This window comes from Agrobacterium sp. RC10-4-1 (assembly GCF_014138475.1).
Classification (GTDB): domain Bacteria; phylum Pseudomonadota; class Alphaproteobacteria; order Rhizobiales; family Rhizobiaceae; genus Agrobacterium; species Agrobacterium pusense.
The window spans coordinates 196308-212318 of record NZ_JACJIT010000008.1 but is presented as its reverse complement, the minus strand read 5'-3'; the positions used below and the strand labels follow the sequence as shown (position 1 = coordinate 212318).

Here is a 16011-nt window from a genome sequence, read left to right as displayed (position 1 = left end):
AGTTCTGGACGGGCTGCAAGACCCTGCCCAAGCAGCGGGGAAAGGAAGGAGGCCCGGATATCCGTGCGATGACAGATCCGGAGCCTCCGGGAGCTGGTAGTTCATGTAAGCCCTGCGCAGGCAGATCATGCGCTCGCAATTTGGAACATTGTCGAGCGCTATTGCGTGATTTCGGGTTCCACGAGTTTGGCAAGCTTGCGCAGTGACTCCTGCCAGCCGAGATAACACGCATCAGCCGGAATGATATCCGGCACGCCCTCCTGTTCGATATTCACTTCGGTGCCGGATGCGACTGCCTTCATGCTCACCGTGACTTTCATTTCGCCAGGCAGGTTGGGATCGTCGAAGCGGTCCGTGTAGACAAGGCGCTCTCCGGGCACGAGTTCAACATAGGTCCCGCCAAAGGAATGACTGTCGCCCGTCGTGAAATTTCGGAAAGACATCCGGTGATTGCCGCCGACCTTCGCATTCAGTTCATGAACGGTACAGGTGAACCCGAATGGCGGGAGCCAGCTTGAAATCGCATCCGGTTCGATGAAAGCGCGATAAAGCTTTTCGGGTTTCGTTGCGAAGACGCGATGTAGACGAATGACGCTTGGCATGGTTTCCTCCTGTTGATGCGTTGTCATTCAACGTGGTCGATCATTGTCGGGCTGAACAGCAGCCGGATATAGCGGTGAAGATGGTCGAGGCTTTCGACGGCTTGCTGCGGATTCCCGCTCGCTTTTGCCAGAATGAAGGCGCCCTGGATGACGGCTTGAATGTGCAGGGCAAGACTTTCCGCCGTAAATGTCTCTGTTATCCTGTATTGATCCAGGGCTGCTTCGATATCGCTGACAAGTGTTTCGGCGTGGCCTGAAATGCTGGTCCAGCACGCTTGCCGGATCGCCTCGCTGGTCTCGTAAACCTCCTGCGCCATGGTGCCGACAAAGCAGGTAAAATCCGGCAAGTCGCCCTGTATCAACTGCTTGCGGAAGGCGACGTAGTTCAGCAGTCGCTCCAGTGGATCAGCGGCATCATGATAGGACGCGGTTTCGAACACGGCACCGGTTACCTCCGACCAGTGCTGGGCAGCCGCGACCGCCATTTCCTCCTTGCTGGAGAAATGGTGAAAGAATGCACCTTTGGACAGCTCGGCCTTGGCGCAGACGTCGTCAACTGTCGTCGCGGCGTAACCTTTCGTCCGGATGACGGTAAATGCCGCCTCCAGCAGGCCCGGCCTGGTCAATGGGTTCTGTTTCCTTGCCACATCAAATCTCCCTTGCTTGATAAAATACAGACTAGTCGGTATTTAATCAAGCGGAATTTTACTGGTGTGTTGTCCGGTGACTTCCCGGTCCAAAATCGTTGGGCAGGATGGCGCATAACAGAAGGCGCGCGCTCGATCCCGCGAGGGAGCGCGCCGCTCCCGCGCCGTCATTAAAATGCGCAGATCCGGGCAGCTCTACTCCAGCGCCACCATGTAGGCTGGTAACTGTTCTTCGAAAAATTTCGAGAAAGTTGCGATGCGGGGCGGCAGGGCCTGATAGGGCGGATAATAGAGCGTCAGCCAGAGTTCCGGCGGCGACCAGCCGGGCAGGACATGGACGAGGCGGCCGCTGTGGATATGCTGTGCGATGTTGAAGCCCGGCAGCAAGGCGACCCCTGCGCCATCCGCAGCCATATCGGCCAGAACCTCGCCGCTATTGGCGCTGAAGGCACGACCTGCCGCTATCGTGATACTTGACCCGCCATCTGACAGAACCCAATTCTCCCGACGGCTCTCGCCGCTGTAGGCAAGGCAATCGTCAGGCGTCAGTTCAGCGGGGTGTTTCATCTGCGCGAACCGGCTGCCCGGAGCCGCCACCAATATGCGCGGTACAGCCCTGATCTTGCGCCATATGGTGAATTTGTCCGATGGGGCGGACGAGATACGGATCGCCAGATCGTAGTCATCATCCACGATATTGACCAGGCCATCCGATAACGAAATCTCGAAGCACATTTTCGGATAGAGTTCCCGGAAGCCCGACAGGATCGGCGGCAGCACCGTTTTGCCGAGCCATGTCGGCGCGCTGATCCTCAGGCGTCCCTCGTCGGCCTTGTGGGCGTTGCGAACATCGCGCCGGGCGTTCTCCAAAGCCTCGACCGCCGGCTGAATCTGTGCGGCGAAGACGGCCCCGTCCGTCGTGAGCGATACCTGACGGGTGGTCCGGACGAATAATTGCACGCCGAGATCATCTTCAAGTGCTGCAATCGCACGGGTGACGGCCGCTGCCGTCATGCCGAGTTCACGGGCCACCTGCGCGAAGTTGCGCTTTTCGGCCGCCATCAGGAAGGTTTTGAGAGCTTTGTGATCGTTCATCTCTATTATTTCAAAAATCGCAATTCATTCGAGAAAAATATTGCAATTCCGCGATGCAATCAAGCGGGTTACATCTTTCTCCATCGAAACGGGCATACCAACAGCGAAAGGCGCCGACGATGATCAAGGATATCAAGGGCCTGCACCACGTTACCTCGATGGCGTCGGATGCGCGGCAGAACAACAGCTTCTTCACCGATACGCTCGGCCTGCGCCGGGTCAAGAAAACCGTTAACTTCGACGAGCCAAGCGTCTATCACCTTTATTACGGTGACGAAAAGGGAACCCCGGGCACCGTCATGACGTATTTTCCCTTCGCCAACATGATGGCCGGCCGTCCGGGCGTCGGCGAAGTGGGCGAGACACAGTTTTCCGTCCCCAAGGGTTCGCTCGGCTTCTGGAAAGATCGTCTCATTACGAAAGGTGCCGCCGGCCTTCAGGCCGATACGGTCTTCGGTGCACAGCGCCTGCGTTTTACCGGTCCGGATGGCGATGGACTCGCGATGATCGAAACGGATAACGATGCTCGCGCTCCATGGCTTGCCGAGGGCATCTCCGAAGACAACGCCATACGCGGCTTCACCGGTGCGCGCTTCAATCTGAATGATACGGCCGCGACCGAGGAACTGCTTCGCTTCATGGGATATGAGCGCGCCGATGCAGAAGGCGATGTAACCCGCTTCGTCATTCCCGGCGGCAACGGCGCCGATACGATTGATCTCGCCACACTGCCAAAGACGCCCTTTGCCCGTCCGGGAGCCGGTTCGGTTCATCACATCGCTTTCGCGGTTGAAAACCGTCAAAAGCAGCTGGACGTGCGCAAGGCGCTGATGGACACCGGCTATCAGGTCACCCCTGTCATCGACCGCGATTACTTTTGGGCGATCTATTTCCGCACGCCGGGCGGCATCCTGTTCGAAATCGCCACCAACGAACCCGGTTTCGATCGCGACGAGGATACCGCGCATCTGGGCGAAGCGCTCAAGCTGCCAAGCCGTTATGAGCCTTTCCGCAATCAGATCGAGGCGAACCTGGCTCCCCTTGCGGCATAAATCGGGTCGTTGATCCGCATCCACTGAAGAAATCATATCCACGCTTTCAAGGCGGCTGCCCCTGCCGGGCAGCTGACCGGCGAAGCCTTGTCAATTTCACCGCCGTCGATCGGCAATCACCACCTGAACGGAGAACCACCATGTCGAAGCTTGAAGTCCTTACTCCCGCCAACAGCCAGATCATCTTCATCGACCAGCAGCCGCAGATGGCTTTCGGTGTGCAGTCGATCGATCGCCAGACCCTGAAGAATAATGTCGTCGGCCTCGCCAAGGCTGCAAAGATTTTCAACATTCCGACGACAATCACCACGGTTGAAACGGAAAGCTTCTCCGGCAACACCTTCCCGGAACTGCTGGCAGTATTCCCGGAAAACGACATTCTCGAGCGTACCTCGATGAATTCCTGGGATGACCAGAATGTCCGCGATGCCCTGGCGAAGAATGCCGCCAACGGTCGCAAGAAGATTGTTGTTTCCGGCCTCTGGACGGAAGTGTGCAACACCACCTTCGCTCTTTCGGCGTTGCATGATGTCGCCGATTACGAAATCTACATGGTGGCGGATGCATCTGGCGGCACCTCTGTCGATGCGCATAAATATGCCATGGACCGCATGGTGCAGGCGGGCGTCATCCCCGTCACCTGGCAGCAGGTGCTGCTGGAATGGCAGCGCGACTGGGCGCGCAAGGAAACCTATGACGCCGTCACCTCGCTGGTGAAGGAACATTCAGGCGCTTACGGCATGGGCATCGATTATGCGGTCACGCATGTTCATGGCGGCGCAGAGCGCGTCAAGCACGGCAAGCGCATCGGCCCCAACCCCGCGAAATAAGCTTTCAACCCTGACGCGCCGGCGGGATCAATATCCCGGCCGGCGCGGCTTCATCCATCCAAAGGAGGTTTCCATGAAAGTCTATCTTCTGTCGCTTGGCGCCGGCCTGCTCGTCGGCATCGTTTACAGCCTGCTCAATGTGCGTTCGCCCGCGCCGCCCGTCATTGCCTTGGTCGGTCTGCTGGGCATCCTGGTCGGAGAACAGATCATCCCTTTCGCAAGAACGATCATCGACAGGGAACCGGCCGCCGTTTCGTGGTTCAACCAGATCAAGCCGCACATGTTCGGCCATATGCCCAGGGGTGGTGTCGAAACGGTAGATATTGCCAAGGGCAACGCACCCATCGAGAGGGAGAGAAGCTGATGCCGACACGACGCACTTTCCTCGGCGCGGCATCCAGTCTCGCCTTTCCGAATCTGTTTTCACCGGCTAAGGCCGCTGATCCCATCAAGAGCGGAGCTTCGTCCATGCATCCAGATACCATCCTTCACAATGGCCGCGTCACGACACTTGATCGTGGCAATCCGAATGCAACGGCAGTCGCCATCAAGGATGGTCTGTTTCTCGAGGTGGGAAGCGATACCGAGGTCATGGCCCTTGCCGGGCCGGAAACGAAGATCATCGACCTCAGGGGCAAGCGGGTTCTGCCGGGCCTGATCGACAACCACACCCACGTCGTGCGTGGGGGCCTGAACTTCAATATGGAACTGCGCTGGGACGGCGTGCGCTCGCTTGCCGATGCCATGGACATGCTGAAACGCCAGGTCGCGATAACGCCAGCCCCGCAATGGGTGCGCGTCGTCGGTGGTTTCACAGAGCACCAATTCGTCGAAAAGCGCCTGCCGACCATCGAGGAGATCAATGCGGTCGCGCCGGATACGCCGGTCTTCCTTCTGCATCTTTACGACAGGGCGCTGCTTAACGGCGCCGCGCTGCGTGCCGTCGGTTATACCAAGGACACGCCGAACCCGCCCGGTGGCGAAATCACCCGTGATGCCAACGGCAATCCCACCGGCCTGCTGCTCGCCAAGCCGAATGCCGGCATTCTCTATTCGACGCTTGCCAAAGGGCCGAAACTGCCGCTCGACTATCAGGTCAATTCCACCCGCCATTTCATGCGCGAGCTGAACCGGCTGGGTGTAACCGGCGTCATCGATGCCGGCGGCGGCTTCCAGAATTATCCGGATGATTACGAGGTGATCCAGAAGCTGTCGGATGAGAACCAGATGACCGTTCGGCTGGCCTACAACCTCTTCACGCAGAAGCCGAAACAGGAAAAGGAAGACTTCCTCAACTGGACGCAATCGGTCAAATACAAGCAGGGCAACGATTATTTCCGGCACAATGGTGCGGGTGAAATGCTGGTCTTTTCCGCGGCCGATTTCGAGGATTTCCGTCAGCCGCGGCCCGATATGCCGCCGGAGATGGAAGGCGAACTTGAAGATGTTGTCCGGATTCTCGCGGAAAACCGCTGGCCCTGGCGTCTGCATGCAACCTATGACGAGACCATTTCGCGGGCGCTGGATGTCTTCGAAAAGGTCAATCGTGATATCCCGCTCGAAGGGCTTAACTGGTTCTTCGACCATGCAGAAACCATTTCTGACCGCTCCATCGACCGTATCGCCGCGCTTGGCGGTGGCATCGCCACCCAGCACCGCATGGCCTATCAGGGCGAATATTTCGTCGAGCGTTATGGCCAGGGCGTGGCCGAAGCCACACCACCGATCCGGCGCATGCTCGATAAGGGTGTGAACGTTTCGGCTGGGACGGACGCAACGCGCGTCGCCTCCTACAATCCGTGGGTGTCGCTCTTCTGGATGGTGACCGGCAAGACCGTTGGCGGCATGCAGCTTTACCCGCGCGCCAATTGCCTAGACCGCGAAACGGCGCTGCGCATGTGGACGGAAAAAGTCACCTGGTTCTCGAATGAAGAAGGCAAGAAGGGCCGCATCGAGAAAGGCCAGTTCGCCGATCTCGTGGTGCCGGACAAGGACTTCTTCTCCTGTGCGGAGGATGAAATCTCCTTCCTTACCTCGGAACTGACGATGGTGGGTGGCAAGGTCGTCTATGGCGCCGGTGACTTCAAGGCACTGGACGAGAGCAATATTCCGCCGGCCATGCCAGACTGGTCGCCAGTGCGCAAGTTCGGCGGCTACGCCGCCTGGGGTGAACCGGATGGCGCCGGCGCCCGCTCGCTGCGCCGCACGGCCATCTCCACCTGCGGCTGCGCCAGCGATTGCGGTGTGCATGGTCACGACCATGCCGGTGCCTGGACATCGAAGCTGCCGATTGCCGATCTCAAAGGCTTCTTCGGTGCCCTGGGCTGCTCCTGCTGGGCGGTATAAGCTTCATCGGCAAAAGAAGCCCACTCACGGGCGGCGCATGTGCCGCCCGTGGGATACGACCAATAACCGATAAAAGAATATTACAAATTACGCAATTATATCGAAACTATTGATGCAATTGTTGGCGGTAATCCTTTGCGCCAATATCGCTCCATCAGATGAACGCCAGCGCCGCTCGAACCGAACGGCCAGTAGGAGCACATTATGACTGAGCCGTCTTCAACCCTTCGCCCTCGGGGCTTCCTTGCGGATATCGTTGCCGCACCCGCCACAAAAACCCTTGCGCTTCTGGCGCTTTGCTCGGCCTATATTCAGGGACCGCTGACGAAGATTTTCGACTTTCCAGGGGCGATTGCCGAGATGAACCATTTTGGCCTTCAGCCGGCGGCCGCATTCGCCGTCGTCGTCATCCTGTTCGAACTCACCGCCTCCGCTCTGGTCATGTCGGGCTTCCTGCGCTGGGCCGGAGCTCTGGCACTGGCGGGCTTCACTCTTGTCGCCACCTTCATCGCTCTCCGCTTCTGGGAAATGGCGCCGGGCATGGACCGCATGATGGCCACCAATGCCTTCTTTGAACATCTAGGTCTCGCTGGCGCATTTGTTGTCGTCGCTGCAATCGATCTCACGAAAGGAACGGGCAAATGAGCGCCGCAAAATCCTCCGCAAGCAGTTTTGCTCCGCTTGCACAACCGGTCTTCGCCGTCCTCTGGGCCGCGACGGTGCTGGGCAATACCGGCAGCTTCATGCGTGATGTCGCGAGTTCATGGTTGATGACCGATCTTTCGGCCTCTCCGGCGGCTGTGGCCATGGTGCAGGCCGCTGGAACCCTGCCGATCTTTCTTCTGGCGATCCCGGCCGGCGTGCTGACCGATATTCTCGACCGCCGCAAGTTCCTGATCGCAGTTCAGCTGTTGCTGGCCTCTGTCAGCGTCACACTCATGGTTCTTGCGCACACCGGCCTTTTGTCCGTCAGCGCCCTGATCGGTCTCACCTTCCTCGGCGGTATCGGTGCGGCGCTGATGGGACCGACCTGGCAGGCCATCGTGCCGGAGCTGGTGAAGCGCGAGGATATCAAGAGCGCCGTGGCTCTGAACTCGCTCGGCATCAATATCGCCCGTTCCATCGGTCCGGCTGCTGGCGGCATCCTGCTTGCGGCCTTCGGCGCGGCCTTTACCTATGGCGCCGATGTCGCCAGTTACTTCGTCGTCATCGCCGCCCTTTTGTGGTGGCCACGGGTAAAGAACGCTGATGATGCGCTGGCCGAAGGTTTCCTCGGCGCTTTCCGGGCGGGCCTTCGTTACACCCGTGCCAGCAAGCCGCTTCATGTCGTGCTGCTGCGGGCCGCGATCTTCTTCGCTTTCGCCAGCGCCGTCTGGGCGCTGCTGCCCCTGGTTGCCCGGCAATTGCTCGGCGGAGACGCCAGCTTCTACGGTATCCTGCTCGGTGCTGTCGGCGCTGGCGCCATCGGCGGCGCGCTGGTCATGCCGAAGCTGCGCGAACGTTTCGATGCAGATGCCCTGCTTCTCGGTGCCGCCGTCATTACCGCACTCGTCATGGCCGCGCTTTCGCTCGCACCGCCGAAGTGGCTTGCCATCATCGTCCTGCTGTTCCTCGGCGGCGCATGGATCACGGCTCTAACGACGCTGAACGGGGCCGCCCAGGCAGTTCTGCCAAACTGGGTGCGTGGCCGTGGCCTTGCTGTCTATCTCACCGTCTTCAACGGCGCGATGACAGCCGGCAGCCTTGGCTGGGGTGCTGTTGGTGAAGCCACAGGTGTGCCGGGTGCATTGCTGATCGGTGCTGCGGGACTGCTGGTTGCGGGCCTTGTCATGCACCGCCTGAAACTGCCTGCGGGTGATGCGGATATGGTGCCATCAAACCATTGGCCGGAACCGCTCGTTGCCGAGCCGGTGGCCCATGATCGCGGCCCGGTTCTGATCCTGATCGAATATAACGTCGAAAAGCATCACCGCTCCGCTTTCCTGCATGCACTCGACGAGCTTTCCCAGGAGCGTCGCCGCGATGGAGCCTATGGCTGGGGTGTCACGGAAGACTCCGCCGATCCGCAGAAGATCGTCGAATGGTTCATGGTGGAATCCTGGGCGGAACATCTTCGCCAGCACAAGCGGGTTTCCAATGCCGATGCAGATCTGCAGGGCAAGGTGCTGGCTTATCATTCCGGGCTGGAAAAGCCTGTCGTGCGCCACTTCCTGACGATCAACCGTCCGGGCAAGGCATAAACAGAAGGGGCCGAAAGGCCCCTTTTTGTTCCTACCGTTGCACCGGCTGCTATCGCGCAATCCGCTCGAGCACGCGGCTCAATGCATCTTTCAAGGCCTTTGAACCGCCTTTGCCATCGAAGTCTTTGAGCACCTGTTCGTTGAGGCCGCCTTTGGTGGCGAATTCACGGCTGATATCGTTAAAATCCGCCTTGCTTCCGGCCAACACCGCCACCTCGGAGAGGCCGCCAAAGAGGGGCGCAAGATAGGCACGCGCCTTTTCTTCCGGCAGTCCGTTTTCGGCCAACCATTCCGTAGCTGTCTGCATGATGCCGAAATAAGTAGCCATCAGAGCGCTTCCGGCGGCCAGAAGGTCGTATTCGGCCTTGGTCTCGCATTCCACCGCATTGCCGAGCACGTTGAAGATTGCTGCCGTATCCCTATCCGCGGGATAAATGGCGGTGACGCCTTTGCGGCGGGCGACGAAGGGCAGCGGGATCGCCTGGGTGAGATGTACATCCGCATCGATCCAGTCGAGAAGGGTTTCCCGGCTGGTCGCAGCCACGACGCTGATGACTTTCTGTTCGTCCCTGAACCGTAGCGGCCGGATGACCTCCTCGGCGATCTGGGGACGGATTGCCAGCATGACGGTATCGCAGCCATCGACGATCGCCTGATTGTCGCTTGAGACGATCACCTGCGAAAAATCGGCAGCCAGTTCAGCCGAAACATCCGCGCTGCGCTGGGACACCATGACATGTGGTACGGCGGCGGGTCTGGCAAGCAGGCCGCGTACCATCGCGTCGGTGATGGCGCCTGTTCCGATAAAACCGATTTTTTGGGGCAGGGACATGAATACTCCACTGTGGCGGCTGGATCGAGAGATGGTCGGTCCTTCCAGTTTGGCGCGATGCTAGATTTTCCACCGGTAAATGTCGACAGGCGGTCGGGCCATCTGTGACGCCACGGCACTTAGGTCGGCCGATGCTCGCGAAAAGCGGCAGCGAGCGTTCGCAACGCCTCACGCGATCTGCTGTCCGTCAGGGTCGAGAACATGATGATTTCGGTGGAAGGCAGGGAAGGCAGCCCAAAACGCTGGCTCACCTCCACGGTGCCGGGTGGGGCAAGACGGGAGGAGAAGGCGGAAATCGCAAGTCCCGCCGAAACGGCCGCGGTTACCATGGACGATGTGCCGCCGAGGAAGACCTCCGTCCAGGCTATGCCAGCCCCGTCCAGGGCGCGGGTGGCTATATCACGCACGCCACAGGCGGGAGACAGTGCCGCAAGCCGCAACGGTTCACCCTGACGATGTTCGAATTGCGGGGCTGCATACCAGCCGAAATGCTCCGGTCCGAGAACCTCGCCGTCGCGCCGGTCGTCCTCGCGTCTGATGATGGCCGCATCGATTTCCCCACGGTCGAACGCGTCGAGCAGGGAGCGCGAATGGTCCATCCGCACTTCAATCGTCAGGCCCGGATCATGGTCGTTGAGGCGGGCCAGAAGGGTTGGCACCTCCGGTCCTGCCACGTGGGCGGCAATGCCGAGGCCAAAACGACGGCGCGGTGAGGAAAGGCCTGCCAATGCGCGATCGTGTGCGGCGAGAAACTCGCGGGCGGGCGCCAAAAACACTGCACCCTGCGCGGATAGCCGCACCGAACGCGGTGTGCGTTCGAGCAGCCGCTGGCCTAGCCTGTCTTCCAGTCGCTTGAGCTTGACGCTGATCGCGCCCTGGGTGGTGCCGAGCGCTTCGGCCGCGCGGGTGAAGCTCTGCATATCGGCGATGGTAACGAAGGCTTCGACGGCCTCCACATCCAGCGTGCTCATGTCGACTATTCCAATTCGTTGTCTCTGAAATAGCCAATCATCCAATTCAGTTATGGTCAAGCTTTGTCTAGCCTGTCGCCTCCGTAGATCGGTTTCACAGTTGCGAGCCGAGCCAAGAAAGGCTGAAGAATGACCCTTGTTATTACCGAACAAACGGGTAGCAGAAGCGCCATGGCGCTCGCTGCCGTTTGTCTCTCCGCTCTTATGTTCGGACTGGAAATCTCCAGCGTTCCGGCGATCCTGCCGACACTGGAACAGGTACTGCACGCGGATTTCCGGCAACTCCAGTGGATCATGAACGCCTATACCATCGGCGTGACCATGGTGCTGATGGCAACCGGTGCGCTGGCCGACCGCTTCGGCCGCAAACGTGTCTTTATTGCCAGTATTGCTGCCTTTGCCCTGTCTTCCCTTGCCTGCGGAATGACGCAGAATGTTCCGGTGCTGATCGGCGCGCGCTTCTTTCAGGGCTTGAGCGGCGGAGCGATGCTGGTGTGCCAGATCGCCATTCTGTCGCACCAGTTCCGTACGGCGCGGGAGCGCGGCATGGCCTTCGGCTGGTGGGGCATCATCTCGGGCGTTGGGCTCGGTTTCGGCCCGATCATCGGTGGTGCCATTGTTGCGCTGTGGAGCTGGGAATGGGTTTTCCTCGTTCACGTAGCGCTCGCCATCGTGACGTGGCTGCTTGCTTCGGGCGGTGTGAGAGAATCGCGTGACCCCGAGGCGGCACGTCTGGATATCGCCGGCATGGCCACGCTTTCGCTGTCCGTTTTTTGCCTTGCCTTTTTCATCACACAGGGACCCGAGCTTGGTTTTGCGAGCCCGGCGGCGCTTCTGATCCTTGGCGCCTCGGCTGCGAGCTTCATCGCCTTCCTGATTGCCGAAAAGCTTAGTTCAAGACCGATGTTCGACTTCTCAGTGTTCCGCATCCGGCCTTTTTCCGGGGCGATCATCGGTTCGGCCGCGATGAATATCAGCTTCTGGCCGTTCATGATCTATCTGCCGATCTGGTTTCAGGCTGGCCTCGGTTATGACAGCGTCACCGCCGGGCTCGGCCTGCTTGCCTATACGCTGCCAGCCTTGGTGGTCCCGCCTCTGGCGGAACGCCTGTCGCTGCGCTACCAACCCCGCCTCGTCATTCCGGCAGGACTGTTCACTATCGGCCTCGGCTTCATGCTGATGAAGCTGGGGAGCGGTATCGAAGAGGCGAACTGGCTTACAATGCTGCCCGGCTGCATCCTCGCCGGAATGGGGCTCGGACTTACCAATACCCCCGTTACCAACACGACCACGGGCGCGGTTTCGCCCGCCCGTTCGGGCATGGCTTCGGGCATCGACATGAGCGCACGCATGATCTCGCTTGCCATCAACATTCCGATCATGGGCTTTATTCTGGTCGAGGGCGTGGGGGCGTCGCTTCGGGCGAACCTGCCGATCGGGGCGGATGTGTCTCATGTGCAGTCGCTGGCGGAAAAGATCGCCGCGGGAACTGCTGGCGCCTCGGCGCAGGGCGTTTCGGAAGAGCTTGTCCACCGGGCGCTTGCGGATGGGTTCGGCCTGGTCATGCTTTATGCCGGCATCAGTGTATGGCTACTCGCCGCCATCAGCTTCATGATCTTCGGGCCGGCGCGAAAGCCTGCCCATGACTAGGGTGGAGTTCAGGATGCCTCCCGGAAAATGACGGTCACGATCGTTCCGCCCTCCGGACGCGCCTTTATCTGCAGATCGCTGTCATGCGCCTGTGCGATTGCGCGGGCAATGGACAGGCCGAGACCTGTCCCGCCGGTCTTGCGCGCGCGTGACGGTTCCATCCGCCAGAAGAGTTCGATGCCGTGCGCCTCGACGCCGGCGGGGAAGCCCGGCCCTTTATCCTCGATCGAGACGAAGGCGCGCCCGTCCTGAAGCCCGGTCGAACAACGCATAAACCCGCCGCTCGCCGCGTAGCGGCGCACATTGTCCATCAGGATAAGCAGCAGCTGCCGAAGGCGTTGACGGTCGCCGCAAACTGATGCTGCCTCCAGCGACATCTCGAGATCAATGCCTGCTTCGTTCATGAGCGGCCGCGCCGCCTCCGCCACGGCCGCGCATTCGGCGGCAAGATCAAGTGGCTCGGTATCTTTGACGAGGCTGTTGGTTTCGGCCAGAGAAAGCGTGCGCAAATCATCCACGAGACGTGCCAGCCCCTCCACATGGACGATGAGGTGGCGAATGGCTTCCTTGTCGAGGGGAAAGAGATCATCGGCAATGCCGTGCAAACGGCCCTGCAGGATCGTGAGCGGGGTGCGCAGTTCATGGGCTACCGCCATCGTGTTGAACTTCAACCGGTGCTCCATCATCTGAAGTTCCCGGATCAAGCTCTCGAAACTGTCGACGAGAAATGCGACCTCTGCGATGTGGCTCCCCCTGATCTCTGCTCCTCCGCTGAAGTTGCCGGTCGCCATGCGCCGCGCTGCATCGGCAAGTTCGCCGAGAGGTGCCGCAATGCGCCGAGAGATGAAGTAACCAAGCAAGCTGCAGAGAAAGACACCGAGCAATCCGAAAATGAACACGGATTTGATAAGCTCGTTATCGGCCTCGTCCTCGAGGCCCGGCAAAACTCTGACAAGGGCCTCAAGCTGACGCTGGTCCGGCATCACACCCCGGTCTATATCCGAGAAGGCCTTGGAGGCATCCGGCGATAGCTGGGCGATCATGCGCTCCTGAATATTGTCCGCATACCAGGAAACGCCGAAATAGACCAACGCAACCGCAAAGATAAGCATTGTAGTGATCGTGATCGCCGTCATCGTCCGCAGGCGGAGCCGCCAAGGCTTCATGGTTTTTGCTCCCCTGCCAGCCGATAACCGATGCTGCGCACCGAGACGAGATAACCGCAGGCGCCATGGTCCGTCAGTTTTTTGCGCAGATTGGCGATGTGTGTGTCGATGGTGCGCGCCAGCGCATCGCTTTCCGGCAGGCAGGCGTCAAGAATATCGGCACGCTGAAAGGCGTGGGTGGGACGACGCGCCATATGGGCGAGGATCCTGAACTCGCTCAGCGTGAGCGGCAGAACGGCCCGCTGACCGTCGTTGCAGACGGCTGCGACATAGGCTTCGGTGTCCACCTCAATGGGCCCGAAACGTAAAACTCCGCCAGAGCCCGGTTGCCGCGTGCGTTTCAGCACGGCATTCACCCGCGCGATCAATTCATGCGGATTGAAAGGTTTGACGATGTAGTCGTCAGCGCCGAGGCGAAGGCCCGTCAGCTTGTCCATGTCCTCGGCGAGAGATGTGACCATGATGACAGGCGTCTCCCGTTCCCGCCGAATGCGGTTCAAAACCTCGATGCCGTCGAATTTCGGCAGGCGAATGTCGAGGAGAACCAGATCAGGTCTCAACATGGAGAAATGGGTCAGCGCCGTTTCTCCGTCGCTGGCTCTGACGGTTCTGTATCCTTCGCGAACGAGATAGGCGTCCAGGATCTGAATAATATCCGGGTCGTCTTCGACGATTAGAATTAGTCCTTTGTCCATACTCAATCCGCAAATTTACTGGTGTCGGCCGTGGCAGCGCCGGGACGCTAAGCGGATGCGGAACATCGGGCAAGAGCCGCTGTGCCTGAATGAATCCCACCGGCACTCCTTTCCATACACTCTTGTGTCTTTCTCCGCAGAGCCTTGACATTTCTGCGGAAGAGAACTGGCCATGCACCAGTCTCTCACCCATAAAACCCACCCCAAAAAGCGGCGTTTGACCCAACGGTCGAAATTTCGTGTCAACTTTATTTATGTCGTTCGTCAGGCATTTGCGCGTGCCTCCGGCAGTCCCTTTGTGCTGGCTCTTCTGGTCGCCCTTGCGATGATGATTGTCTTTACGATCAGGCCGGATATCGATCTTGAAGTAAGCCGGCAATTCTGGGCGGAAGGTTTCACACTCGGCGAGGACGAGTTCCTGATTTCCGTCCGTGATCTGAACCGCAGGCTTCCCTGGGTCTTGCTGTCCGGACTTGTGTGCATGCTTGTCGTAATGCCCTTCTCGCGCGGCTTGCCACGGCTTCTTCCACCACACAGACTGCTGCTTATTATCGTCTTTTTTGCTCTGGGACCGGGCGCTGCGGTGCATGCCCTGAAAAACCTGTTCGGCAGGGCAAGGCCGCGGCATCTCGCAGAGTTCGGGGGAGAGCTGGTTTATACACCGGTTCTTTCCCTCGGTGGCAGCTGCACCCGAAACTGCTCTTTTCCTTCCGGTGAAAGCGCTTCCGCAATCGCCCTTCCGGCCTTCATCATTCTCCTGCCAGAGAAATTGCGCCTGATCGGCACCGCAATATTGACGCCGTTCATCGTGATTTTCTCCCTGAACAGGGTGGCGATGGGAGCTCATTTCCTCTCGGATGTCCTGATTGCATGGCCTTTGATGTTTGCGGTATTTCTTCTGGTCAATCGGCCGTTCATCAACAATCGGCGTGCGATCGACGCGACTTTTTCGCGCAAGAGCGATGGTGCGCGGCGCTCCGCCGAAACAAGACCGTTTGCCGAACAATAACGCCCGTCGGGCATCCGACCGCTAATATCAAAAGGGCAGCGGAAACCGCTGCCCCTTCCGTTTCTTCTGCGCAGATGATGGCAGCCTTATTTCACCTTTGCGACGACAAGCTTGCCGTCGGCGCGTTCGGCGATGAACTCGATATTGGCGCCTTCCTTGAGCTTTTCGAGCATCGCATCGTCCTTGACGCGGAACACCATGGTCATGGCTGGCATGTCGAGGTTCTTCAGTTCTTCATGGATGATGGTGACCTTCTTGGCGGCAGCATCGACTTTCTTGACTGTTCCCTTGGTGAATTCCTCTGCAAATGCGCTGAATGGAGCGGTGAGTAGAAGTGCGGCTGCGACGGTGATCTTAATGATGGTCTTCATGGTGAGATTCCTTCGGTCGTGGGTTACTTGGCGGACACTTTGAGATCGCCGCGCATGCCGGCCTCGTAATGTCCGGGTTTCAGGCAGGCGAATTCGAACATGCCGTCATTGGTGAATTTCCAGATGATTTCGCCGCTTTCTCCCGGCGCGAGGGTGATAGCGTTCGGGTTGTCGTGTTCCATCTCCGGCGCCTTGGCCATTGCAGCCTTGTGCTCCAGATTGGCTTTCTGCTCGTCCATGATGAATTCATGGTCCAGCTCGCCGGCATTCTTGACAGCGAAGCGAACGGTCTTGCCCTTCTTGAATTCGAATTTGGCGGGTGTGAACAGCATCTTGCCATCGGGTGTCTCTTTCATCGTCACCTGAATGGTCTGGGTCACCTTTGCCTTGTCGCCCGGTTCGCCCACCGCCATCGCTTCATGGCCGCCGCCGTGGGTGCCGGATGCGAGCGCTGGCGTGGCAAGAGTGGTGAGAAGCAGTGCAATTTTCAGTCTGGTCATGTCAT

The 16011-nt window shown here is 59.3% G+C and carries 17 protein-coding genes; 8 read left to right on the top strand and 9 right to left on the bottom strand.

Features of this window, described 5'->3' with window-relative positions:
* Positions 1-158: 158 nt before the first annotated feature.
* From FHW77_RS21445 to FHW77_RS21435, 3 genes are all read right to left on the bottom strand, one after another.
* Complete coding sequence (locus tag FHW77_RS21445) at positions 159-602, bottom strand: SRPBCC family protein (RefSeq protein WP_004437482.1); 444 nt, start codon at positions 600-602, stop codon at positions 159-161.
* Positions 603-625: 23 nt separating this feature from the next.
* A complete protein-coding gene (locus tag FHW77_RS21440; RefSeq protein WP_044459519.1) occupies positions 626-1249 on the bottom strand; it encodes a TetR/AcrR family transcriptional regulator in 624 nt (207 codons plus the stop codon).
* Positions 1250-1444: 195 nt separating this feature from the next.
* Positions 1445-2344: a LysR family transcriptional regulator gene (locus FHW77_RS21435; RefSeq protein ID WP_044459518.1), complete on the bottom strand. Its 900-nt coding sequence runs from the start codon at positions 2342-2344 to the stop codon at positions 1445-1447.
* A gap of 119 nt (positions 2345-2463) precedes the next feature.
* On the opposite strand from FHW77_RS21435, the gene FHW77_RS21430 reads away from it, so the two are divergent.
* From FHW77_RS21430 to FHW77_RS21405, 6 genes are all read left to right on the top strand, one after another.
* On the top strand, positions 2464-3396 hold the full coding sequence (locus FHW77_RS21430; RefSeq protein ID WP_044459517.1) for a ring-cleaving dioxygenase: 933 nt from the start codon (positions 2464-2466) through the stop codon (positions 3394-3396).
* Between the two features lie 140 nt (positions 3397-3536).
* Positions 3537-4226, top strand: coding sequence for a hydrolase (locus FHW77_RS21425; protein ID WP_004437494.1), 690 nt, complete (start codon positions 3537-3539; stop codon positions 4224-4226).
* Between the two features lie 73 nt (positions 4227-4299).
* Positions 4300-4590, top strand: a complete 291-nt coding sequence (locus FHW77_RS21420) for a XapX domain-containing protein (RefSeq protein ID WP_006699976.1) — start codon at positions 4300-4302, stop codon at positions 4588-4590.
* Complete coding sequence (locus FHW77_RS21415; protein ID WP_004437500.1) at positions 4590-6572, top strand: amidohydrolase; 1983 nt, start codon at positions 4590-4592, stop codon at positions 6570-6572. Before FHW77_RS21420 ends, FHW77_RS21415 begins: the two co-directional genes overlap by 1 nt.
* 204 nt (positions 6573-6776) lie before the next feature.
* Positions 6777-7217: a DoxX family protein gene (locus FHW77_RS21410; RefSeq protein WP_044459516.1), complete on the top strand. Its 441-nt coding sequence runs from the start codon at positions 6777-6779 to the stop codon at positions 7215-7217.
* Positions 7214-8812 (top strand): MFS transporter, encoded by a 1599-nt coding sequence (locus FHW77_RS21405; RefSeq protein WP_006700134.1) that lies wholly within the window; start codon positions 7214-7216, stop codon positions 8810-8812. The genes FHW77_RS21410 and FHW77_RS21405 overlap by 4 nt, the downstream gene beginning before the upstream one ends.
* A 49-nt stretch (positions 8813-8861) precedes the next feature.
* On the opposite strand, the gene FHW77_RS21400 is transcribed toward FHW77_RS21405, so the two are convergent.
* Both FHW77_RS21400 and FHW77_RS21395 read right to left on the bottom strand, forming a co-directional pair.
* Positions 8862-9644 (bottom strand): pyrroline-5-carboxylate reductase, encoded by a 783-nt coding sequence (locus FHW77_RS21400; protein ID WP_044459515.1) that lies wholly within the window; start codon positions 9642-9644, stop codon positions 8862-8864.
* Between the two features lie 119 nt (positions 9645-9763).
* Complete coding sequence (locus tag FHW77_RS21395; RefSeq protein WP_044459514.1) at positions 9764-10615, bottom strand: LysR family transcriptional regulator; 852 nt, start codon at positions 10613-10615, stop codon at positions 9764-9766.
* Between the two features lie 171 nt (positions 10616-10786).
* On the opposite strand from FHW77_RS21395, the gene FHW77_RS21390 reads away from it, so the two are divergent.
* Positions 10787-12265 (top strand): MFS transporter, encoded by a 1479-nt coding sequence (locus FHW77_RS21390; protein WP_374709507.1) that lies wholly within the window; start codon positions 10787-10789, stop codon positions 12263-12265.
* A gap of 8 nt (positions 12266-12273) precedes the next feature.
* Here the strand turns inward: FHW77_RS21390 and FHW77_RS21385 are convergent, their stop codons facing one another.
* Both FHW77_RS21385 and FHW77_RS21380 read right to left on the bottom strand, forming a co-directional pair.
* Positions 12274-13431 (bottom strand): ATP-binding protein, encoded by a 1158-nt coding sequence (locus FHW77_RS21385; protein WP_044459513.1) that lies wholly within the window; start codon positions 13429-13431, stop codon positions 12274-12276.
* On the bottom strand, positions 13428-14126 hold the full coding sequence (locus tag FHW77_RS21380) for a response regulator (RefSeq protein WP_004437520.1): 699 nt from the start codon (positions 14124-14126) through the stop codon (positions 13428-13430). The genes FHW77_RS21385 and FHW77_RS21380 overlap by 4 nt, the downstream gene beginning before the upstream one ends.
* Before the next feature lie 172 nt (positions 14127-14298).
* Between FHW77_RS21380 and FHW77_RS21375 the strand changes: the two genes are divergently transcribed.
* Positions 14299-15135, top strand: coding sequence for a phosphatase PAP2 family protein (locus FHW77_RS21375; RefSeq protein WP_044459512.1), 837 nt, complete (start codon positions 14299-14301; stop codon positions 15133-15135).
* 86 nt (positions 15136-15221) lie between these two features.
* Here the strand turns inward: FHW77_RS21375 and FHW77_RS21370 are convergent, their stop codons facing one another.
* Both FHW77_RS21370 and FHW77_RS21365 read right to left on the bottom strand, forming a co-directional pair.
* Entirely contained in the window at positions 15222-15506 is a 285-nt protein-coding gene (locus FHW77_RS21370) for a copper-binding protein (RefSeq protein ID WP_044459511.1), read from the bottom strand.
* Positions 15507-15529: 23 nt separating this feature from the next.
* Positions 15530-16006 carry a cupredoxin domain-containing protein gene (locus tag FHW77_RS21365; RefSeq protein ID WP_004437529.1) on the bottom strand — a complete coding sequence of 159 codons (477 nt, stop codon included), beginning with the start codon at positions 16004-16006 and terminating at the stop codon, positions 15530-15532.
* Between the last annotated feature and the right edge of the window lie 5 nt (positions 16007-16011).